The 20,739-nt window shown below is 72.5% G+C and carries 23 protein-coding genes and 1 pseudogene; 17 read left to right on the top strand and 7 right to left on the bottom strand.

Annotated features, from left to right (window positions below):
* Nucleotides 1–63 precede the first annotated feature (63 nt).
* A complete protein-coding gene (locus CFP66_RS26315; protein ID WP_094927964.1) occupies nucleotides 64–957 on the bottom strand; it encodes a methyltransferase domain-containing protein in 894 nt (297 codons plus the stop codon).
* Between the two features lie 150 nt (nucleotides 958–1,107).
* Nucleotides 1,108–1,719 carry a TetR/AcrR family transcriptional regulator gene (locus tag CFP66_RS26310; RefSeq protein ID WP_233159735.1) on the bottom strand — a complete coding sequence of 204 codons (612 nt, stop codon included), beginning with the start codon at nucleotides 1,717–1,719 and terminating at the stop codon, nucleotides 1,108–1,110.
* A 173-nt stretch (nucleotides 1,720–1,892) separates the two neighbouring features.
* Here CFP66_RS26310 and CFP66_RS26305 point away from each other — a divergent pair, with 173 nt between their 5' ends.
* The 5 genes and pseudogenes from CFP66_RS26305 (at nucleotide 1,893) to CFP66_RS48630 (ending at nucleotide 4,652) form a co-directional block, all read left to right on the top strand.
* Nucleotides 1,893–2,486 carry an NADPH-dependent F420 reductase gene (locus CFP66_RS26305; protein WP_094927849.1) on the top strand — a complete coding sequence of 198 codons (594 nt, stop codon included), beginning with the start codon at nucleotides 1,893–1,895 and terminating at the stop codon, nucleotides 2,484–2,486.
* Nucleotides 2,487–2,495: 9 nt separating this feature from the next.
* A complete protein-coding gene (locus CFP66_RS26300; RefSeq protein WP_094927848.1) occupies nucleotides 2,496–3,491 on the top strand; it encodes a zinc-binding alcohol dehydrogenase family protein in 996 nt (331 codons plus the stop codon).
* Between the two features lie 69 nt (nucleotides 3,492–3,560).
* Nucleotides 3,561–4,022, top strand: coding sequence for a nitroreductase/quinone reductase family protein (locus CFP66_RS26295; RefSeq protein ID WP_094927847.1), 462 nt, complete (start codon nucleotides 3,561–3,563; stop codon nucleotides 4,020–4,022).
* 29 nt (nucleotides 4,023–4,051) lie between these two features.
* Nucleotides 4,052–4,207 (top strand): annotated as a pseudogene (locus CFP66_RS50400) (zinc-binding dehydrogenase); the annotation flags it as partial.
* Nucleotides 4,208–4,232: 25 nt separating this feature from the next.
* Complete coding sequence (locus CFP66_RS48630) at nucleotides 4,233–4,652, top strand: hypothetical protein (RefSeq protein WP_094927846.1); 420 nt, start codon at nucleotides 4,233–4,235, stop codon at nucleotides 4,650–4,652.
* Between the two features lie 11 nt (nucleotides 4,653–4,663).
* On the opposite strand, the gene CFP66_RS26280 is transcribed toward CFP66_RS48630, so the two are convergent.
* Complete coding sequence (locus tag CFP66_RS26280; RefSeq protein ID WP_094927845.1) at nucleotides 4,664–5,995, bottom strand: aminotransferase class I/II-fold pyridoxal phosphate-dependent enzyme; 1,332 nt, start codon at nucleotides 5,993–5,995, stop codon at nucleotides 4,664–4,666.
* 97 nt (nucleotides 5,996–6,092) lie between these two features.
* Between CFP66_RS26280 and CFP66_RS26275 the strand changes: the two genes are divergently transcribed.
* Both CFP66_RS26275 and CFP66_RS26270 read left to right on the top strand, forming a co-directional pair.
* On the top strand, nucleotides 6,093–6,983 hold the full coding sequence (locus tag CFP66_RS26275) for a dihydrodipicolinate synthase family protein (RefSeq protein WP_233159734.1): 891 nt from the start codon (nucleotides 6,093–6,095) through the stop codon (nucleotides 6,981–6,983).
* Nucleotides 6,976–8,262 carry an MFS transporter gene (locus tag CFP66_RS26270; RefSeq protein ID WP_198961679.1) on the top strand — a complete coding sequence of 429 codons (1,287 nt, stop codon included), beginning with the start codon at nucleotides 6,976–6,978 and terminating at the stop codon, nucleotides 8,260–8,262. The genes CFP66_RS26275 and CFP66_RS26270 overlap by 8 nt, the downstream gene beginning before the upstream one ends.
* Here the strand turns inward: CFP66_RS26270 and CFP66_RS26265 are convergent.
* Entirely contained in the window at nucleotides 8,213–9,052 is an 840-nt protein-coding gene (locus CFP66_RS26265; protein ID WP_094927843.1) for an alpha/beta fold hydrolase, read from the bottom strand. The two genes, CFP66_RS26270 and CFP66_RS26265, sit on opposite strands and share 50 nt — an antisense overlap.
* Before the next feature lie 149 nt (nucleotides 9,053–9,201).
* Between CFP66_RS26265 and proS the strand changes: the two genes are divergently transcribed.
* Nucleotides 9,202–10,620: a proline--tRNA ligase gene (gene proS / locus CFP66_RS26260; RefSeq protein WP_094927842.1), complete on the top strand. Its 1,419-nt coding sequence runs from the start codon at nucleotides 9,202–9,204 to the stop codon at nucleotides 10,618–10,620.
* Nucleotides 10,621–10,638: 18 nt separating this feature from the next.
* Here proS and CFP66_RS26255 read toward each other — a convergent pair whose 3' ends face one another.
* A complete protein-coding gene (locus CFP66_RS26255) occupies nucleotides 10,639–11,469 on the bottom strand; it encodes a TIGR03620 family F420-dependent LLM class oxidoreductase (protein WP_094927962.1) in 831 nt (276 codons plus the stop codon).
* A 101-nt stretch (nucleotides 11,470–11,570) separates the two neighbouring features.
* Between CFP66_RS26255 and CFP66_RS48025 the strand changes: the two genes are divergently transcribed.
* The 4 genes from CFP66_RS48025 to CFP66_RS26235 all read left to right on the top strand — a co-directional run bounded on the left by CFP66_RS48025 (nucleotide 11,571) and on the right by CFP66_RS26235 (nucleotide 14,053).
* Nucleotides 11,571–12,053, top strand: coding sequence for a hypothetical protein (locus CFP66_RS48025; protein WP_094927841.1), 483 nt, complete (start codon nucleotides 11,571–11,573; stop codon nucleotides 12,051–12,053).
* Between the two features lie 14 nt (nucleotides 12,054–12,067).
* Nucleotides 12,068–12,682, top strand: a complete 615-nt coding sequence (locus CFP66_RS26245; RefSeq protein ID WP_094927840.1) for a TetR/AcrR family transcriptional regulator — start codon at nucleotides 12,068–12,070, stop codon at nucleotides 12,680–12,682.
* 142 nt (nucleotides 12,683–12,824) lie between these two features.
* A complete protein-coding gene (locus CFP66_RS26240) occupies nucleotides 12,825–13,298 on the top strand; it encodes a hypothetical protein (protein WP_094927961.1) in 474 nt (157 codons plus the stop codon).
* Between the two features lie 431 nt (nucleotides 13,299–13,729).
* Complete coding sequence (locus CFP66_RS26235) at nucleotides 13,730–14,053, top strand: hypothetical protein (RefSeq protein WP_094927839.1); 324 nt, start codon at nucleotides 13,730–13,732, stop codon at nucleotides 14,051–14,053.
* An 85-nt stretch (nucleotides 14,054–14,138) separates the two neighbouring features.
* Here CFP66_RS26235 and CFP66_RS26230 read toward each other — a convergent pair whose 3' ends face one another.
* Complete coding sequence (locus CFP66_RS26230; RefSeq protein ID WP_094927838.1) at nucleotides 14,139–14,558, bottom strand: DoxX family protein; 420 nt, start codon at nucleotides 14,556–14,558, stop codon at nucleotides 14,139–14,141.
* A gap of 162 nt (nucleotides 14,559–14,720) precedes the next feature.
* On the opposite strand from CFP66_RS26230, the gene CFP66_RS26225 reads away from it, so the two are divergent.
* From CFP66_RS26225 to CFP66_RS26215, 3 genes are read left to right on the top strand one after another with little or no spacing between them, the layout of a single operon-like run.
* On the top strand, nucleotides 14,721–15,962 hold the full coding sequence (locus tag CFP66_RS26225; protein ID WP_094927960.1) for an aromatic acid/H+ symport family MFS transporter: 1,242 nt from the start codon (nucleotides 14,721–14,723) through the stop codon (nucleotides 15,960–15,962).
* Nucleotides 15,959–17,563: a thiamine pyrophosphate-dependent enzyme gene (locus CFP66_RS26220; protein WP_094927837.1), complete on the top strand. Its 1,605-nt coding sequence runs from the start codon at nucleotides 15,959–15,961 to the stop codon at nucleotides 17,561–17,563. Before CFP66_RS26225 ends, CFP66_RS26220 begins: the two co-directional genes overlap by 4 nt.
* A 58-nt stretch (nucleotides 17,564–17,621) precedes the next feature.
* A complete protein-coding gene (locus CFP66_RS26215; protein WP_094927836.1) occupies nucleotides 17,622–18,380 on the top strand; it encodes an alpha/beta fold hydrolase in 759 nt (252 codons plus the stop codon).
* On the opposite strand, the gene CFP66_RS26210 is transcribed toward CFP66_RS26215, so the two are convergent.
* Complete coding sequence (locus CFP66_RS26210) at nucleotides 18,377–19,222, bottom strand: serine protease (protein WP_233159733.1); 846 nt, start codon at nucleotides 19,220–19,222, stop codon at nucleotides 18,377–18,379. The two genes, CFP66_RS26215 and CFP66_RS26210, sit on opposite strands and share 4 nt — an antisense overlap.
* A 171-nt stretch (nucleotides 19,223–19,393) precedes the next feature.
* Between CFP66_RS26210 and CFP66_RS26205 the strand changes: the two genes are divergently transcribed.
* On the top strand, nucleotides 19,394–20,023 hold the full coding sequence (locus CFP66_RS26205) for a DedA family protein (RefSeq protein WP_094927835.1): 630 nt from the start codon (nucleotides 19,394–19,396) through the stop codon (nucleotides 20,021–20,023).
* A 98-nt stretch (nucleotides 20,024–20,121) separates the two neighbouring features.
* On the top strand, nucleotides 20,122–20,568 hold the full coding sequence (locus tag CFP66_RS26200; protein ID WP_094927834.1) for a nitroreductase family deazaflavin-dependent oxidoreductase: 447 nt from the start codon (nucleotides 20,122–20,124) through the stop codon (nucleotides 20,566–20,568).
* The last annotated feature ends 171 nt before the right edge of the window (nucleotides 20,569–20,739 follow it).

Here is a 20,739-nt window from a genome sequence, read left to right as displayed (position 1 = left end):
CGGCCCGAGGATCTTCTCGACTGACAGCGCTGTGGGAAGGTCGGACAACGCCGGGATCCGCACCTAACCGAGCGCCGGCGGGTGCTCGGCTGGACGGCGTCCCCAGGCCGAGATCAGCGGTGCGAGTGTCAGGTCGAGTTCGCCCGCGTGGATCGCGGCCAGGTGCGCGTCGATCTCGGTGTCCTCGGCCAGGCCGGCTGCGAGCAGCTCGCCGCGCACGTGCCGGATGGTCGCCGCCTCCAGCCGGTCGCAGACCAGCCCACCGACCGGGAAAGAGCCCCCCGCGGCGACATCTACCAAGCCGGCCTCACGCATTGCCCGCGGCAGTGTTCGGCCGTAGCGCAGGTCTGCGCCGCGGCGCGCCAGCAGCTCCCGGACCGCGTCGCGCAGCCGGTTGGCCCGCCGCTGCGCAGGGCCGCTTTCGTCCAGGCATGCCAGTGGCTGCAGAGCGGTATCGGCGTCCTCGACCAGCAGCCAGCCGCCCGGCCGTAGCGCTGCCGCCATTGTGGCCAACGCCCGAGCCCGGTCGGGTACGTGGACCAGCACGAGCCGGGCGTGCACCAGATCGAACGTCCCCGGTTCCGGGGGCGGGTCAGCGGCGACGTCGTGCCGGCGCACCTCGTACCGATCGCCTGCCTTCAGCCACGACGGGTCGATGTCCGTGGCCAGCACGTGCCCGGTCGGACCGACGGCCGCCACGAGCGCCTCCGGGATACCGGGGCCACCGGCCCCCACTACCCAGCAGCGTGAGCCGGCACCGAGCCCCAGCCGATCGAAGTGTCCGCGCGTCACCCCGTCGAACAGTTCGGCCAGCCGAACGAATCGCTCGCCCGCCTCGGCGCGCGCGTTGTCCAGCAGGTACCCGCGGGCGGAAGCGCATTCTCCGCCGAGCGCGGTGGTCCCGCCTATCGGATCCGGTCTGCCACCGACGTGCCGGGGACGGGGGGAGGAGGTCATCCGCACATGGTCAACCTCCCCGGGCCACCAGCGCCACGACGACGGAGAGGGACCGCCCACGCAGCCAGCGAACCCCGCACGTCCTCCATGTCGCGGACCAGGCGAGGGGGAAGGCCGGATGGCTGAGCCACTTTCCTGACATGTCGCCTGTCACACGGCCTTGAGCCGTCTCCGGTTGGCCGCCAGAACCTCGTCCGACAGCTCCGGGGCGGCGTCGGTGATGGCGCGGGAGAGGAGCAGCGCGCCGACCATCTGGCTGAACAGCGCCACCGCCTGGTCCCGGGCTTCGGCGGCAGCGAGCTCGGTGCCCGACTCGCGGGCGCATTCGGTGATCATGTCGGCGATGGCTTCGAAGTAGCCGTCGAGTCCCCGGCGGTACTCGGCTTGGGCGGCGGCTCCGTGGCGGCCGGCGTCGGAGACGAGGGCGGCCGAGGCGCAACCGGCCTCGGGGTGGTCGCGATGCTCGGCGTTGACGTAGCGGTCGACCATCTCGTGCAGGGCTGCGCGGGCCGAGTCGGGGTGCGCTTCGCGCGTGGCGGCGAGCGCAGCCAGCGAGTCGGTGAAGCCCTGGTGGAGGACTTCGAGGGCGAGGGCGTCCTTGGAGGCGAAGTGGTTGTAGAAGCCGCCGTGGGTCATGCCGGCCGAGTTCATCAGCTGTTCGATGCCGACGCCGTCGATGCCGCGCAGCCGAAATCCCTCGCCTGCTGCGGTGACGATCTTCTCGCGGTTGAGCCGCTTCTGCTCTTGTGTGATGCGGGGCACAGCGATCACCTTCCCGTGCTGGCACCTGCCTTGTGCAGGCGAAGTCTAGCCAGTTTCGATGATGCTCACCATCAAATCGGACGCCCTCGGCGACGGCGCGCTTGACAGCGGACGGCAGCGGCGGCAGCCTCGCTATTGATGTCGAGCGTCATCAAAGATCGAGGGGAGCCGTCGTGAACTTCGGGACCATCGGGGCCGGGGTGGTCGCACAGGCCATCGCCGGTCATCTCGTGGCGGCAGGCCACAAGGTGACCTTGAGCAACAGTCGCGGCCCGGACACGCTGCGCGACGTCATGACGCAGCTGGGCCCGCTGGCGAGCGCGGCCACGGTCGAGGAGGCTGCTGCCGCCGACATGGTGTTCCTCACCGTGATGTGGCCGCAGGTCGGCGACGCGCTGGCCGGGCTGCCGCCGTGGGGCGGCCGAATCCTGGTGGACACGACCAACCGATTTCCGACGCCGCCGGTCACCGCCGACCCCGGGGCGGAGACGCCGAGTGAGTTCGTGGCGAGCAGGGCACCGGGCGCGCACGTGGTCAAGGCCTTCAACACCCTCTACGCCCAGTACATCGCCCCCGACCCCCGGCACCCGGAGGGACGGCAGCTGCTGTTCTACGCCGGCGACGACGCCGCCACCAAAGCCACCTTCCACGACGTCGCCGACAGTCTCGGCTTCGCGGCGGTCGACGCCGGGTCGCTGCGCGAGGGCGGCCGGCTGATGCAGATCGGTGGACCGCTCTCGGGCCTGCACGCCCTGAAGCAGGACTGAGCCAGCATCATGAAAGCACTCGCCTACGAGAAGGCGCACGCGCTCGACGCCTTCGCCATCGACCTGATCGAGGTCGCCGAACCACGGCTGCGCGACGGTGACCTGCTGGTCGAGGTACGCGCGATCGGCATCAACCCGGGCGAAGCCGCGATCCGGAAGTCGCGCAGCGCCGAACCCGGCGGCCGGGTCATCCTCGGTTGGGAGTTCGCGGGAGTCGTCGTCGCGATCGGGCCCGCGGCCACCGGGTTCGCGGTCGGGGACCGGGTGATGGGCACCGGGGACATCACCCGCGACGGGATCTGGGCCGAGCGCGTTGCCGTCGACCACCAGGTCGTCGCCAAGATCGCCGACGAGCTCGCGTTCGCCGACGCCGCGTCCTTGCCCATCGGCATCCTCACCGCCTGGGAAGCACTCTTCCGCGACCAGGACACCGTGCCTGCCGGCGTCGAAACCGTTCTGGTCATCGGCGGGGCCGGTGGGGTGGGCTCGACGGCCACGCAGCTGCTGAAGGCGCGAACGTCGGCATTCGTGGTCAGCACCGCCTCGCGACCCGAGTCGCGGGAGTGGGCCACTGCGATGGGGGCCGACCTGGTCGTCGATCACCACGCCGACCTGGCCACGCAGCTGCGCGGAGCCGGGATCGACACGGTCGATCTGGTGTTCTCCACCGCGGGCACCAGCGCCAACCTGGCCTCGATCGTCGAGGTGCTGCGGCCCTTCGGCCACCTGGCCTTCATCGACGCCCCCGGCCCGTTGGACCTGGACGCGTTCGTCGGGAAGTCGTTGTCGCTGCACAGCGAGATGGTGTTCAGCAAGATCACCGCCGGCGGCGACGCCGCCAGCCAGGGCCGGATCCTCGCCGAGTCGGCGGACGACGTGGCCGCGGGCCGCCTGCGTCCGATCGTCACGACCACGCTCGCGGGCCTGACCGCCGAGACCATGAGGACGGCGCACGCGCTCGTCGAGACCGGCGGAACCATCGGCAAGACCGTGATCGCCCTCTGAGCCGTCGGCTCGAACTTCGATATCGACAGCGGGAGCCGAAACCCCGTTGCAAGAAAGGAACCACCCGAGGTGACGAAGAATCTGCTCGACGGGGAGTACGTCCCCAGCGCCGATGCGAGTACCCGCGACCAGGTCGAGCTCTACGAGCGCACCGATGGCCGCGAAGGCGCGACGATGCTGGGCGGTCCCGTGATCGTGGTGACGATGCGCGGGGCGCGTTCGGGCAAGCTGCGCAAGGTCGCGTTGATGCGCATCGAGCGCGGCGGGGTCTACGCCATCGGCGCCTCCGCCGGTGGCCAGGCCCGCAACCCGAATTGGTTCCACAACGTGGTGGCCAACCCGACGGTGCAGCTGCAGGACGGCCCCGACCGCTTGCTGATGACCGCACGCGTCGCCGAAGGCGACGAGCGGGAGAGCTGGCTCGCCTACACCGACGAGCTCTACCCGTTCTTCGCGGGTATGCGCGACCGTGCCGCCGAGACCAGCAACCGTGAAGTCCCGTTGATCCTGCTCGAACCCGCCGGGAGCTGACCTCCCGGCAGCGTCGACGCGAGGACCGGGTGGAGGCGATCCTGGAGCTCACCGGGGGTCGGGGCGCCGACCAGATCCTGGAGCTGGTCGGGGGAGCGCACCTGGGCCAGGCCGTGCAGGTCGTCGCCGTCGGCGGCCGGATCTCCCAGATCGGGGCCCTGGAAGGCTTCGAGGATCCACCGATTAGTCTCGGCCGATGGCAGTCGGCGCATGAAGCGCGGCGAGCTCTGGTGGGCGCGGTTCGACGACAGACGACCCGTCGTGCTGCTGTCGGGTGGTGCGGGGCCGGAGTTCCGGGTGGTGCAGATCGTCGCCCCAGCCGCGCCGGCCGAGAAGCAGGGTTTCGTTCTGATGTCCGGTGAGCAGGCGGTCGACGCCGATGAGCGGCGCCGCATCGTCGAGGCGGCCGGGCCGGGCATGCGGGCGATCGGCATCGAAGTCTTCTTCGGGGCGCAGGAGGTCCTCGCCGAGGACGGTGTCGTGCGGGTGGGACTGCCCATGGACGGGAAGATCTTCTGCACCTGGATGCTGTCCCTCGGCGGGGAGCACCTGATCGAGCGGATCGGCGTGCTTTCCCCGGCGAAGCTACGCGAGCTCGACGTTGCGATCGAGCTGTCCGGCGCCGAGTAGCCGGGCGGCTGTCATCGCAGGACTTCGGCCACGGCAGCCGCGAAGGCCTCGGCCTCGCGGGCGGTGATCCGGGACGCCGTCGCGCGGATGCCGTGGCGCCCGTCGCCGGTGCGGGTGCGGAACGACGAGCCGTCCCGGACCGACCAGCCCGCGTGGCGCAGGGCCGCGACGACCGGCACCGGGTCGCGTGGGACGGGGATCCAGACGTTGAGCCCGTCGGTGGGGAACGGGGTGTCGATCCCGGCCGCGCCGAGCGCGTCGCGCAGCAGGTCGGTGCGGCCGGAGTAGGTGTCCCGGGCGCGCCGGAACAGGGCAGGTGTGTCCGGGTCGGTCAGGAGTTCGACCGCGACCTGTTGCAGCAGGTGGCTGACCCAGGTCGCGCCGGGACGCAGCCGGGTTCCGAGCAGCTCGGCGGTGACGGGGTCGGAGCCGACGGCCGCTACGCGGATGTCGGGGCCCAGGAACTTCGCGACCGATCGGACCAGCGCCCAGTGCCGCGTGGTCGGCGGGGTGACGCGGTGGAAGGGGCGGCGGGAGACGGCCGAGAAGTGGTCGTCCTCGATGACCAGCACGTGCGGGTAGCCGGCGAGCAGGTCACGCAGCTCGGCGGCGCGTTCGGCGGTGAGGCTGACGCCGGTGGGGTTGTGCGCGCGGGAGGTGACGATGACGGCGCGGGCACCGGAGTCGAGCGCGGTGCGCAGGGAGTCGGTGCGCATGCCGGCGGTGTCGAGGTCGACCGGCGCGGCGCGGAACCCGTTCACCCGCACGGTGCCCTCGCTGGCGTAGAAGCACGGGTCCTCGAGCGCGACGAGGTCGCCGCGGGTGAGGTGGGCGCCGAGCAGCCGGTCGACGGCGTCGACGGCGCCGTGGGTCACCGAGATCGACGGCGGCCGGTCCGCGAACGGCGCCATCGTGTCCAGCGCCCACTCCGCGAGGCGCGGGTTCACGGTCGGGCTGCCGTAGAGCGCGGTGCGGTAGTCCAGGCGGGCCACGGCCGCGGCGACGTCGGGCAGCAGCGCCGGATCCGGGTTCCCGCTGGACAGGTCGACGAGGTCGGGGCCGGGGTGCTGCTGGTCGGGCTGCCGGTGCGGAGGTGGATCGGCGTCGAAGCGGGGCACGGCGCGGATGTGGGTGCCACCGCGGCCGCGGGTCTCGGCCAGGCCGGCACCGACGAGCGTGCGGTACGCCATGGCGACCGTGTTGCGATGCACACCGAGCTGCTGGGCCAGGTCCCGGATCGGTGGCACCGGGTCACCGGGCCGCAGGTCACCGGCACCGAGGAGGTCGCGGATGCTGTCCGCGATCTCGGCGGCGGTGCCCCCGCTGATCCGTACTCCGGCCATGCTTCCAGCTTATGTCATGTGACAAAGCTCGGGCAGCGCCCTACCGTCTACGTCACGTGACATACGGCGGAAGGAGTGGCCAGAGGTGTTCACAGGGTTGAGCGCGTTTCCGCTGACACCGGTCGGCGAAGAGGACATCGACGAACCGGCGTTCTCCGAGATCGTGGCGCGGCTGGACCGCGCCGGGGTCGACTCGATCGGAGCGCTGGGGTCGACCGGGAGCTACGCCTACCTGACGCGCGAGCAGCGGCGTCGGCTGGCCGAGGTGGCGGTCCGGGCCGCGGGCCGGACCCCGGTCCTCGTCGGGATCGGCGGGATGCGCACCGTGGACGTCCTGCGCCACGCCGAGGACGCGCAGGCGGCCGGGGCGAGCGCGGTGCTGCTGGCGCCGATGTCGTACCAGCCGCTGACCGCCCAGGAGGTCTACGACCTCTACGCCGACGTGACCGCGACGCTCTCGGTCCCGCTCGTGGTCTACGACAACCCGGGCACCACGCATTTCACGTTCAGCGACGAGCTGCACGCCCGCATCGCCGCGCTGCCCCGTGTCGCGTCGATCAAGATCCCGGCCACGCCCGCGGATCCGTCACGGGCTCGCGACCGCGTCGCGCAGCTGCGGGCGCGCATCCCCGCCCACGTGACGATCGGGGTCAGCGGCGATCCCGCCGCGGCCGGCGGGCTGCTCGCCGGCTGCGACACCTGGTACAGCGTGCTCGGCGGGCTGTGGCCGCAGGTGTGCCTCGCGCTGGCCCGGGCGGCGCAGCGCGGCGACGCGGACGGTGCGTCTTCGATCTCGGACGGGCTCGCCCCGCTGTGGGAGCTGTTCGGCGAGTTCGGGAGCCTGCGGGTGGTCTCGGCGATCGCCGAGCAGATGGGCCTCGTGGGGTCACCGAACCTGCCCCGACCGCTGCAGGGACTCCCGGGCGAGGCCCGGCGTCGGGTCGACCAGGTCGTGGAGCGGCTCGCGCCGGTCCTGGCGCGTGTCTGACCGGCAGGTGTCGCGCGCCGAACCGTCCGCCGAGCGCGCTGCGCCGGTCGGCGGGCTGGTGCGCTACGTCGTGGCCGCGGCGCTGGCCCGGTGCGGTGACGCGGGCGCGGTGGTCGGCATCGTCCTGCTCGTGACCTCCAGCGGGGGATCCGGCCTGCTCGCCGGTGCGCTGGCCGCCTGCGTCACGGCCCCGCACCTGCTCGGCCCGTTCGTGGGCCGCCGCCTCGACACCGCCGCCGACGGACGCCGGGTCATCGCCACCGCCTGCGTGCTCTACGCCGTGGCACTCGCCGCAGCCGTGCTGACCTGGCAGGCGGTGCCTGCCCTGCTGACCGGGGTGCTGGTCGCCGCGGCCGGTGTCTGCGGTCCGCTGCTGACCGGCGGGATCAGTAGCCGGCTGCCGGCCATCGTCGGGCCCGATCAGCGCACCCAACGCCGGGCGCAGGGGTGGGACGTCGCCACCTACGGCATCGGCGGGACGGTCGGCCCGTCGGTCGTCGCGGCACTGTCCGGGTGGCTGTCGCCGGCCGCCGCGCTGTTGGCGCTCGTGGTGCCCGTGCTGGTCGCGTCGGTGTGCGTGCTGCGGCTGCCGCTGCGCCCGCCCGCGCACGGAGGCGACACCGACGCCGTTCCCCGTCCATGGCCGACGCTGGCGTTGATGGCGCGCCACGGCCGACTGCGCCGGACCGGCTACACGACCATGATCGTGGCAGTGGGCATGGCCTCGCTGCCGGTCACCGCCGTCCACCTGACCACGGTGTTCGGCGTCGGCGCCGCCGCGGCCGGCGTGCTCACCGCCACCTACGGCATGGGGAACCTCGTCGGGTCGGTCGCGGTGATGCTGCGCCCGCTGCGCGGTGAACCCGACCGGCTGATGCGCCTTCTCGCCGCCACCGTCGTGCTCGGACTGGCTGCGGTGGTGCTCAGCCCGGGTTTCGGCGTTGCGGTTGCCGCCTACGGGATCGCGGGCGCGCTCAACGCCGCGTTCTTCGCCGCCACGCTGGCCGCACGCACCGAGTACGCACCGCAGCACGCGCGCGCCCAGGTGTTCATCTGGGTCGCCGCACTGAAGATCGCTTCCGTGTCCGCGGGCACCGCGCTGGCCGGCGCGCTGACCGGGTTCGACGCGCGGGTCCCGGTCATCGTGGGCGCGCTGCTCATCCTCGCCGCCGTCCTGGCGTCGCTGACCGAGAGCAGGGTTGCCGGGAGCAGCGTTGCCGCGCGCGCCGTCACCAGAGCGACGGATCGGCCGGCGGCACGTCGTCCAGGAACGCGGTGATCATCGGTTCGAGGACCGGCACGGCCGCCGAGATCGAGATGTGAGAGGTCGCAGGGAGGACGACGAGCCTGGCCCGGGGGACCGTGGAGAGCATTCCGGTCGCCGCCGCCTCCTCGTCGCCACCACCCCGGAGCTTGAACATCGCCACGGCGTGCTCGGGCTTCACCCCGTCCGCATCCGCGACGACGACCATCGTCCTGGCTCGGATCGAGCGCATCTGCGCGTCGCTGATGTCCTGGTCCTCGAGGTTCAGCACCCTCATCTTCTCGATGTAGGCGTCGAACGCGCGGGGATCGTCGGTGTGCCGGCGGAAGGCCTCGCCGACAGGCGTGTCCACGAAGAGGTCGCTCGAGAGACCCTCGAGCGCCTCGAGGACGGCCGGGTACCAGCCGTCCCGGCGGTAGGTGGCGGACAGGACGACGAGCTTGCTCACGAGCTGCGGGTGCCGCAGCGCCAGTTGCAACGCGACTCCGCCGCCCTGCGAGTAGCCCAGCACGTCGGCACGCTCGATCTCCAAGGCGCGCAGCAACGCCGCGGCATCGTCGCCGAACTGCTGGTACGACATGGCGCGCGGCGCATCCGGTGTGAGGCCGTGGCCCTGTTGGTCGAACACGATGACCGGACGTTCGGGGACGAAGGCCGCCACCCATTGCGCCATCGAGTCGGTGGACATGAAGGCCCCGGGAATGAGCAGCAACGGCACCGCCTCGGAGGGTTCCAGCTCACCGTGCGTTTCGTAGTAGAGCTGCAGGCCGTTGACGGGCAGATGGCCACTGCCTGAAGGCTTCATCGGGCAAGAGTATCCAGGCGCCGGCAGCTGTCGTCCCAGGTAGGAGCGTTCCCGGCGCGGATAAGTGCTTGCTCGTCCCGGCTACCGTTCCTGGTGTCCGTCCACCCGTTCCGACGTGCCCTCCGTAGGCGAGAAGAGGCAGCAGCACCGTGGCCAAGGCCGTACTCACCCCGCAGGCGGAGAACTTCCCCGCCTGGTACCAGGACGTCGTTGCTCGCGCCGAACTGGCCGAGAACGGTCCGGCGCGGGGAACCATGGTCATCCGACCGTGGGGCTATGCCATCTGGGAGCTCATGCAGGCCGACATGGATCGCCGGATCAAGGCGACCGGCGCGCAGAACGTCGCCTTCCCGATGTTGTTCCCCATGAGTTTCCTGGAGAAGGAGGAGCAGCACGTCGAGGGCTTCTCCCCGGAGCTGGCCGTGGTCACCCACGGCGGCGGGGAGGAGCTCGCCGAGCCGCTCGTGGTGCGGCCGACCTCCGAGACGGTGATCAACCACTACTTCGCCAAGTGGGTCCAGTCGCACCGGGACCTGCCCCTGATGGTCAACCTCTGGAACAACGTGGTCCGGTGGGAGCTGCGGCCGCGCCTGTTCCTGCGCACCACCGAGTTCCTCTGGCAGGAGGGCCACACCGCCCACGCCACCTTCGAGGACGCGGTGGAGGAGACCCGGCGCATGGTGGGCGTGTACCGGCAGTTCATGCAGGAGTCGCTGGCGATCTCGGTCGTGGTGGGGGAGAAGTCGGCGGGCGAGCGGTTCGCCGGCGCCGATCACACCCTCACCTGCGAGGCGCTCATGCGCGACGGCAAGGCGCTGCAGATGGGCACGAGCCACAACCTGGGCCACAACTTCGCCCGCGCCTTCGACATCCGCTACCTCGACGCCGACGGCGAGCGCCGCCACGTCGCCACCACGTCGTGGGGCACGTCCACCCGGATGATCGGCGGGCTGATCATGGTCCACGGCGACGACCACGGGTTGCGACTGCCCCCGGCGATCGCGCCGCACCAGGTGGTGGTCCTGCAGCTGGACGAGGACGACGAGGTCGCCGGGGCGGCGAGGCGCATCGAGGCGGAGCTGCGCGACGCCGGCGTCCGCGCGCACGTCGACGACCGCACCCACACCTCGTTCGGACGGCGCTCGGTCGACTGGGAGCTGAAGGGGGTGCCCGTCCGGATCGAGCTGGGTGCGCGGGAGCTGGCCTCCGGCCGGGCCACGCTGGTGCGCCGCGACGACCGCAGCAAGAGCGCCGCCCCGCTGGACGGCGCCGCACGTGCCGCCGCCGGCCTCCTCGAGGAGATCCAGCAGGCACTCCTGGCGCAGTCACGCAGCTTCCGGGAGGAGCGCACCCACCCCGTCACGGAGTTCGACGAGTTCGCACGGCGCGTGGGCGGCGGAGGGCTGTTCCTCGCCGCCTGGTCCGGCACCGAGGAGTCGGAGCGGGCGCTCGCCGCGCGGACCGGCGCCACGGTCCGGTGCATCGTCGACGCCGACCCGCCGGCACCCACCTGCCTGATCACCGGCGAGCCGGCCAGGCACACGGTGCTGATCGGCCGGGCCTACTGACGGCGGCCCCGCCCCCGCTCAGGCACAGGTGAGGAGGGCGGGTGCCAGCCGTTCGACGATCTCGAACGCGCCGGGCCCGTCCGCCGTCGGAACGGGGGAGACCACCACGTGGTCGGCGCCCGCCGCCTCCTGCGCGCGCATGCGGGCCGCCACGGCGTCGGCGCCGCCCCACGCGACCACCGTGTCGACGAGGCGGTCGTCCAGGTCGCGGATCTCGCGGTCGTCGAACCCCATCCGGCGGAACGCCGCCGCGTAGCCGCCCACCGTGGACAGGAATCCCAGCGGCCCGCGCGCGGCGGCGCGGGCGGCGCCGGGGTCCTCGTCGAGCACGACCATCTGCTGGACGGCGAGGGTCGGCGCCTCGCCGAGCCGCTCGCGTGCCCACCTCGTGTAGCCGGGGTCCACCAGGAGCGTGATGGCGCCCCCGAACCGGTCCCGGGCCAGGTCGAGCTTGCGGGGTCCGAGCGCGGCCAGCAGCCTGCGGGCCCGGGGCGCCGCCGCGACGGCGTCGAGCTCGTCGAGCGCGTGCTCCACCGCGGCCAGCGCCCCGGTGCGCAGCCGCTGCGGACCGCCGATGCCCACCACGAGGCGGCCCGGCGCGATCCGCTCCGCCTCGGCGTAGAGCGCGGCGATCTCGGGGGGCCCGTGCAGGTCCAGCGGGATGATCCCGGGTGCCACCGCGATGCGCGTGGTCGCGCGCAGGATCCGCGGCAGCGGCTCCAGGCTCGCGAGCTGCCCCCCGGCGACCCAGATCGCCGAGTACCCCAGCTCCTCGGCGGCGGCCGCCTGTGCCTCCAGGTCGTCGGTCACGTCCAGCGCGAGGCCGTACCGGCCCGGTGCTCCGCTCATCGTCACTCCGTTCATCGCGTCCCGGCCGACGGTAGGAGTTGAAGTGCACTTCAAGGCAAGTCGCGGATCGGCGGTGGCGGGGGCCCTGTACCCTCCATCGTATGGTGGCACAGCCGTACTACCACGCCGAGCCTCGCCGGATCGTCGCCCCGCCTCCCCTGCGATGGCTCGGGGTGGCTCTCGCGGTGCTCGTCGTCGTGCTGGCGGCGCTGCCGATCATGATGGCGCTGGACCCGGCCATGACCGCGGGGACGATCACGCGCGAGGACCCGTCCCTGAGCGGCCCGCAGCTCGACTTCGCGGTCGCCGCGGCGATCGCCTACGGGGCGGTGCTGCACGTGATCTACGCGGCGGTCGCCGTGTGGTTCGGGGTGAAGGCGATGAAGGGGCGCGGGTGGGCGCGCATCGCCCTGACCGTCCTCATGGTCCTGGCCACCGCCAACAGCCTCGACTCGGCCTCGAAGGGCCCCGAGTACCTCTGGTGGGCGATCGGTGGGGACGTGATCCACCTGGTCGTCCTCGGCCTGCTCTGGCTGCCGAGGTCGGTGCGGGAGTTCTTCGCCGCCCACCGGTCGCGGGCCTGAGCGGGGAGGACCACGTGCCCAAGCTCATCGACCACGACGAACGGCGGGAGGAGCTCGCCGAGGCGACGTGGCGGGTGATCCTGCGCGACGGCGTCGGCGCGGCCTCGGTCCGCACCGTGGCCGCCGAGGCGGGACGGTCGGCCGGTTCGTTGCGCCACGTCTTCGCCAGCCAGACCGAGCTGCTGGTGTTCGCCCTGCGACTGGTCATCGATCGCGCCACGGCGCGCGTGGCGTCCGTGCTGCCGCTGCCGACGGCGGTGCAGGAGGTGGAGGCGGTGGCGGCGGAGCTGCTGCCGCTGGACCGCGAGCGCCGGGCGGAGATGGAGGTCTACCTGGCGCTGTTCACCGCTGCGAACGCGAACGCCGAGCTCCGCGGTGTGCGCGACGGCGCCCATCGGACCACGCGCGAGGCCTGCCGGTGGATGATCGGCCGGCTCGACAACGGCACCGACCTGGCGGCCGACGCCGACCGGGAGCTCGAGGCCCTCCGGCTGCACGCCCTGCTCGACGGGCTCGCCGCGCACCTCGTCCACGAGCCCGCTGAAGCCGACGGGCAGTGGGCCCGCCGGGTGCTGGTGCGTCACGTCCGGTCGCTCCGCGATCCCGCGAACGACCGCTCCGGCCGGTGACCGCACCGGCCTGAAGCGTGACAGCTGTCATCGCCGCCGGAGCCGCCTGTCAACGCGAGACGTGACCGGCGGGACTACTGGCGCCAGGTCCGCACCGGCGAGAGTGGGTCCCCACGACGACGCGCGACGGAACGGAATGCACATGATCCAGGCCCTGCAGGACTTCACGGCCACGCTCCCGCCGGTGCTGCAGTGGCTGGGCGTGGCGCTCGCCGGGGCCATCCCGTTCGTCGAGTCCTACTTCGGATCGGTCATCGGAGTGCTCGCCGGGATCAACCCGGTGGTGGCGGTGACGGCCGCGGTCGTCGGCAACGTCGCATCGATGACCGTGCTCGTGCTCGGTGCCCACGGCCTTCGCGGGAAGCTGGCGCGTGGCGGCCGGGAGGACACCCCCAAGAAGCAGAAGCTGCGCCGGGCCTTCGACCGGTACGGGGTGGCCGGCGTGAGCCTGCTGGGGCAGACGATCCTGCCGAGCCAGGTGACGTCGGCGGCGATGGTGTCGTTCGGCGCCTCCCGCAACGCCGTCATCTTCTGGCAGATCGTCTCCATCGTGCTGTGGGGGATCGCCTTCGGGGTGCTCGCGACGATCGGGGTGGATCTCGTCGCCGGCCCCTGAACCTCCGGGGGGGAGGGGAGGACGGCCCGGGCGGGGGATGCCCGGGCCGTCCGCTGTGCGGCGAGCCGCCTCCCCCGTTCGGGGATGTCGACGCTCGGCGTGTCGCGACGGCCGGGCGGGCGGCTCCGACGATCACCAGCTCGGCCACGAGCGACTGATCGGACACGAAGCGTGACGATACGCACGGGGCTCGGCGAGATCACCGGCAAATGATCACCGTGAGTACTGGGAAGCGAATGCGCTTCCCCGCGCGGTGCTGTCCAAACGTGCTGTTCTCGCGTTCCGCAACGGCTTCCACTCGATGGGAGGACAGCCGTGGAAGGAACGACCGACGCAAGGTTAGTTTTCTGTTTGCCAGTGGCGACCGCTTCGACGTGCTGGCCCCAAATGGGATCCGGTCGAGGCCGTGCTCACTCATTCAGGAGACGAAGGTGTGGAAGAAGGCTGGAATCGTCGTCGCCGCGAGCTTCGCGGCCGTGCTGGCGCTGGGTCCCGTGGCCTACGCCGATACCCCACCCGAGGGTGAGGAGCGCGCCGACGACGCGGAACAGGTCATCACCGGTGACGACGCCCCGCAGGACGGGCTGCTCAACCTCGGCGACCTCAACCTGCTCAACGGCGTGAACGTCTGCCCGGACGTCACGGCGGCCGTGGGGCTGGGCAACGTGCTGGGCATCCTCGGCTCCGGATCGTCGGATCCGAGTGCCGGCGACGCCCCGCTCAGTTGCGAGACGAAGGCGACGCAGGAGAAATAGCCGCGCCGCGCAATTGCGGAGCTGCACACGAACGGCACGCCCGACCGCGGAATGCGGCGGGCGTGTCGTTTCGTGGGTCTGCGGGTCAATGGGTGCGCCCGGGAATCCAGGCGGTGATCGAGGCGCGTCGGCCCCATGCGATCACGGCGGCGAGTACGAAGAAGACGGCTGGGCTCGTGAGCATCGCAGGCGCGTCGAGCACGACCGCCTGGGTGTAGCCCGCGCCGATCATGAGTGCCATCAGGCCCAGCGCCGCGGGCCCGGCCAGCCGCGGGACCAGCAGGCCGATCCCGCCGGCCAGTTCGAGGGCACCCACGACGTAGCGGAACCACTGGCCGGCGCCGATCTCGGTGAAGATCTGCACCGCGTACGGGTCGCCCACGAACTTCGGCGCCGCGGAGACGACCACGAAGAAGACGCCCATCAGGATCTGCAGGACCCACAGGGCGCGGTGCCCGGCGCGTGAGGCGGGTCGGGTGGCCGGGGTGGCGGTGGAGGTGGTCATCGGTCGTCCTTCCGGGGCGTTCGTTGCGGTCGGGGGGTTGGACCGCGCCGCGCAGGAGAACTCATCGCTCGCACCCGCCCTTCCGATGAGCGGAAGTGCGTCCTGACGATGTCGGAGGTGCCACCGATACTGCCGCGCAACGTCCGGCAGGAAGGTGGGGACATGCCCGCGGATCCATCGACGAATCCGAGCGAACCCCCGGAGCGGGGAGCCGGCTGGGTGGCGCCCCTGTGCTGGTCGGCCGTGGCGCTGGAGGGGTTCGACCTCGTGGTACTGGGCGTGGTCCTCTCGCCGATGCTGCGCGACGGGGTGTGGGGCCTGACCCCGGCCACGGGATCCCTGATCTCGGTGGTCGGCCTGCTCGGCGTGATGGTCGGGGCCCTGACGATCGGCACGATCACCGACATCATCGGCAGGCGGCGAACGATGCTGCTCACCGTGGTCGGGTTCTCGGTGCTCACGCTGCTGTGCGCGTTCGCACCCGACCCGTGGACGTTCGGCGTGCTGCGATTCCTCGCCGGTCTCGGGCTCGGTGGCGTGCTGCCGGTGGCGATCGCGCTGGTCAACGAGTACGCCCGGCAGGGCAAGGGCGGAAGCGCCACCACGGTCCTCATGACCGGCTACCACGCGGGCGCCGTGCTGACCGCGCTGCTGGGCATCGTCGTCATCCCCGCCATGGGATGGCGGGCGATGTTCGTGATCGGAGCGCTTCCGGCGCTGGTGCTGGTGCCGCTGATCCTGCGCCACCTGCCGGAGTCGGCGTCCTTCCTGCGGGAGCGGGCCGGCGGCGGGCGCACGGCGCACGAGCGCAACCCGGTGACCATCCTGTTCCGCGGCGGGTACCTGCGCGCCACGATCGCGTTCTGGGTGAGCTCGTTCATGGGCCTGCTGCTGGTCTACGGGCTGAACACGTGGCTGCCCGAGATCATGCGCCGGGCCGGCTACCCGCTGGGTGCCGCGCTGGCGCTGCTGCTCGTGCTCAACGTCGGCGCGGTCCTGGGCCTGCTCGTGGCCGGGCAGGTGGCCAACCGGATCGGCACCCGGCGGGCGGTGGTCGCCTGGTTCGCGGCTGCCGCGCTGTTCCTCGCCCTGCTCACCGTCCGGCTGCCGGGCATCGGGGTGTACGTCGGTGTGCTGCTGGCTGGTGTGTTCGTGTTCAGCGCGCAGGTGCTGGTCTACGCCTACGTCAGCCAGCTCTACCCGGCGGCGGCGCGCGGCACCGCGATCGGCGCGGCCAGCGGGGTCGGGCGGCTCGGCGCGATCAGCGGCCCGCTGATCGGTGGGGCCCTGCTCACCGCGGGCATCGCCTACCCGTGGGGCTTCTACATCTTCGCCGCGGTGGCCGCGCTCGGCGGGATCGCCGTCGCGGCGGTCGCCGTCACCGGTACGAGAGCAGCCGCATGACGCGCACCGTCCGCGAGGCGACCTTCGACGTCCTGCGTCGCCACGGTCTCACCACGATCTTCGCCAACCCCGGGTCCACGGAGGTCGCGTTCCTCACCGACCTGCCCGACGACCTCGCGTTCGTCCTCGCCCTGCACGAGGGCTCGGTGGTCGGTGCGGCCACCGGGTTCGCCACCGCGCTGGACCGCCCCGCCCTGGTCAACCTGCACACCACCGCCGGTCTGGGCAACGCGGTCGGCGCGCTCGCCACGGCGCGGGTGAACCGGGTTCCGCTGGTGGTGCTGGTGGGCCAGCAGGACCGTCGCCACCTCGCATCGGCGCCGTTCCTCGCCGGCGAGCTGGAGGGGCTGGCGGGGCGCTACCCGGTGTGGGTGAACACGCCCGCCCGGCCCCAGGACGTGCCGGGCGCCGTCGCGCGGGCCTGGCACGAGGCGCGCGACGGGCGCGGCCCGGCGCTGGTGATCGTGCCGAGCGACGACTGGTCCGCGCAGGCCGACGACGGCCCGGTGCCCGCTCCTGCCGTGCTGCACCGGTCCACCGCCGTGGCGCCGGCCGCGGTGGAGGAGCTCGCCGCGCTGGTCGGCGGCGCTGCGTCCCCGGCTCTGGTGGTCGGCGCCGACGCCGACCACGAAGCGGCGTGGACGGCGCTGGTGCGGCTGGCGGAGCGGCTGCGCTGCCCGGTGTGGCAGGAGCCGTTCGCGGCGCGCGCCGGGTTCCCCCAGGACCACCCGCAGTTCGCCGGGCACCTGCCGGCCGGGCGCGCACGGTTGCGGCAGGCGCTGGCCGGTCACGACGTGGTGCTCGTGGTGGGCGCGCCGGTGTTCCGCCAGTACCCGTTCGAGGAGGGCCCGTTCGTCGCGCCGGGCACCGCGGTCGCGCTCGTCACCGACGACGCGGAGGACGCGCACCACAGCCCGGCCGATCTCGCCGTGCTCGCGAGCCCCGCGGAGGTCTGCCGCCTGCTCGCCGCGCGCGTGCCGGAGCGCCCGGACGCCCCGCTGCCGGTGGTGTCACGGGCCCCCGCACCGCCACCGCCGGGTGCGGGGGAGCCGTTGCGGGCCGCGCACGTGATGTCCGCGCTGGCCGCGCGGGTGCCGCCGGAGACGGTGGTCGTCGAGGAGACGCCCTCGAGCCGCCCGGACCTGCACCGGCTGCTGCCCGCGCGCCGCCCGCTGGGGTTCCTCAGCGCCGCGATGGGCGGGCTGGGGTTCGCACTGCCTGCGGCGATCGGGGTGCGCATGGCGGCGCCGGAGCGACCCGTGGTCGCGGTCGTCGGCGACGGGTCGTCGCTGTACGGGATCCAGGCGTTGTGGAGCGCCGCGCACTACGGCGTCGGCGCGCTGTTCGTCGTGCTCGCCAACGGCCGATACGCCATCATGGACCGGCTGGCCGAGCAGCGCGGCGGGAAGCCGCCCTGGCCGGCGTTCGAGGAGGTCAGCGTCAGTGGGCTCGCGCAGTCCTTCGGGTGTCCGGCCCGCCGCGTGAGCGACCACCCCGCCCTGCTCGCCGCCCTCGACGAGGTGGTGCCCACCCTCTCCGCGCGCACGGAGCCGCTGGTGCTGGAGGTGGTGGTCGAGCCGGATCCGACCTTCGTGCCCTGAGAACGGGCACGGTGTGCCGCGAGCGATGATTCCGGCGGTCGATGCCAGTCTCATGGGTATGACCACCACCGCAACCGCCGGGCAGTACGCAGATGTCAACGGGCTCCGGCTGTACTACGAGGTCCACGGCCAGGGCCGGCCGCTGGTGCTGCTGCACGGCGGGCTGCAGACGATCGACCTGTCGTTCCGCGACCTGATCCCGCTGCTCTCCGGTTCCCACCGGATCATCGGCGTCGAGATGCAGGGGCACGGCCGCACCGCCGACGTGGAGCGCGAACCGACGTACCCCGACATGGCCGACGACGTCGTGGCGCTCCTGGATCACCTCGGCCTCGAGCGCGCGGACGTGCTCGGGTTCAGCCTCGGCGGCATCGTGGCGCTGCAGCTGGGGATGCGCCACCCCGAGCGGGTGGACCGGCTCGTCCTCGCCGCCACGCACTACCGCCCCGAGGGCTACCACGACCTGAGCGACCCGGCGTCGGTGCGAATGCCGACCGACGCCGAGTTCGCCGAGATGCGGCAGGAGTACGAGCGGGTGGCCCCGGACCCGGACCACTTCGACGCCTTCGCCGAGCGGCTCAACGTCCTGGTGCACGGCCATCCCGGCTGGGCGCCGGAGGAGCTGCGCGGCATCGAGGCACCCGTGCTGCTCGTGATCGGCGACACCGATTTCGTCCGCATCGAGCACGCCGCCGAGATGCTCGAGCTGATCCCGCACGCGCAGCTGGCGGTGCTGCCCGCCACCCGGCACACGGAGGTGGTGCAGGAGACCGACGTGCTGGTGCCGGTCATGACGCGCTTCCTCGGGCGCTCCTAGGTTCGCGCCCCGAACGGCTCGGTCCCGGGTACGAGCGCCACGGGCCCGAGGTCGCCGTAGGCGGTGGCGTAGGCGAGCGCCTCGGCGAGGTCGGCCACGCCGTTGGTGCTGCTGCCGTCCAGGAACAGGATGCTGAGCACGCCGAAGGCGTCACCCTCCGCGTCGACGTAACCGCTGCCGGAGTCGCCGGGGCGCCCGGGCGGCACGGTCTCCATGCGGTGGAACAGTCCGTCCGCGCTCACGCCGAGGCTGCGGCCCTGCTTCACGGTCGTGCCGCCGTTGCGGGGCTGGTAGCTGTACACGGGTTCGCCGCGACGGGTGCCGTCGGTGTCGAGGGCGGTGGGACCGCCGAGCACGGGGACGCTCGGGTTGACCCGCTCGACGTCGGCGGGGTCGAGCTGCACCAGCGCGAAGTCGTTGGAGAAGCAGCGCGAACCGTCGGTCTCGCCGCGTTCCTGCATCGTGCCCCACGAGCTGTAGGCGAGCCGGCCCCCGGTGCGCGAACCGTCGTTGCCCTCGATGACGACGTCGGTGCCCAGCGGCAGGGCGGGTTCCTCGCACCCGGACAGGCCCATCGACTCGCCCGAGCCGGCGCAGTGCGCGGCGTACCCGAGGTAGATCCGCTCCCCGCCGCGGAAGACGAACGCTGCCGTGCACGTGCTGACCGCGCCGTCGCCGACAGGGCTGATCATGCGCACACCGGGGGTGATGGTGGCGGCGGCGGCCGTGGCGAACGGGGCCGGGGCGGCGGCGTTGGACGCCGCTGTCGCGGGCGTGGCCGTGCCCAGCGCTGCGAGCACCGCGACCACGGCGGTGACCAGAGCGGAACGGCAAGGGGACACGGATGCGGAGCGTAGGTCGATGTTCGCCCGTGCACGCTCCCTGTAGCGCGACGGAGTGACACCCGGACGGTGCGTGGGGGTAGGGTCGGCCGTTCGGGGCGTCTGGAAGCCTGGAAGCACTCGCCGTGACCCCGTCCGCGGGCGCGAGCGCGACCGAGAGGACCTGCACTGTTGGACGTCCTGGCCGTGTGCGACGCGGTGCTGCGTAGCGCCTGGCTGCTGCCGCTGCTCGTCGTCATGATCGCGGTGGATGCGCCGTTCCCGGTGCTGCCCAGTGAGACCATCCTGATGTCGGCGTCGACCACGGCGTTCGGCGGGTGGAACGAGGGCATGGTGGCCGGGTTGTTCGCCGCCGCACTGGTCGGTTCGGTGCTGGGTGACCTCGTCGTCTACTGGCTCGGACGCTGTTCGCACCGCCTGCTGGCGCGCTCCACCGACACCGAGTACGCCCTGTCGGCCTGGGTGCGCCGGCACATGCTGCAGCGGCCGGGCGTCGCGCTCGTCGGCGCGCGGTTCGTCCCCGGCGGCCGTCTGGTGAGCACCGCGGCGGCCGGTCGGTTCGGCCTGCCACTGCGTCGTTTCCTGCCCTGGACGGTGGTCAGCTCCGCGGTGTGGAGCGCCTACATGCTGCTGATCGGGCTCGCTCTCGGCCCGTTCACCGGCGGGAACCCGCTGCTCAGCCTCCTGGCCGGGAGTCTGATGGCGCTGCTGACGGCCGGTGGCTTCGCGGTGGCACGCCGAATGCGGGCAGCGCGTGCCACACCGCCCCCCGCGACGCCCGAGCTCGTTACGATCCGCTGACGACCTTCCGGTCGAGAGCAGTGCTCTTGACGCGATGTCCGACGCCTGGTCCACTGCTCTTAGGTAAGAGCAGCGCTCTCGAAGCGGATGGGTGCACCATGGACAGCAGTCAGCGTTACGTCGAAGCCGGCCGCGCAACCGGCGTGTTCAACCGCGTGGTCGAGTGGTTCACCGGCCGTGGGATGAGCGTCTGGGGCTCGCGACTGCTCGCCGTGCGCGGCCGGAGCAGCGGGGAGTGGCGCACCGTGCCCGTCAACCTGCTGACCCACGACGGCGCGCGCTATCTCGTCGCGCCGCGCGGTCACACGCAGTGGGTGCGCAACCTCCGGGCCGCCGCGGGTGCGGGCGAGCTGCGGCTGGGCCGGCGCGTCGAGGTGTTCGGGGCCGACGAGGTGAGCGACGCCGACAAGCCCGAGATCCTGCGGGCCTACCTGCGCCGCTGGAAGTTCGAGGTGGGGGTGTTCTTCGACGGCGTCGACGCCTCGGCCTCCGACGAGACGCTGCGTGCGATCGCGCCGGGATACCCGGTGTTCCGCCTCCGCTGAGAGCGGGAAGAAGATCAACCGGTGCCGGCGGAGGCTCCCCTTTCCGCCGGCCCCGGTCATCGGGCACAACGGGCGTTACCGGGAGGAGATTCGCCGCAGTTGGGGGAGTCCGTCGAGTGGGCGATCACGATCGGTGATCGGCTACTGCGCGCGGTCACGGCGAGCGGTCGC

It is taken from the genome of Pseudonocardia sp. MH-G8 (assembly GCF_002262885.1).
In the GTDB taxonomy this organism is placed as follows: Bacteria; Actinomycetota; Actinomycetes; order Mycobacteriales; family Pseudonocardiaceae; genus Pseudonocardia.
The sequence above is the reverse complement of the archived record's forward strand: the minus strand, read 5'-3'. Positions and strand labels throughout refer to the sequence as shown.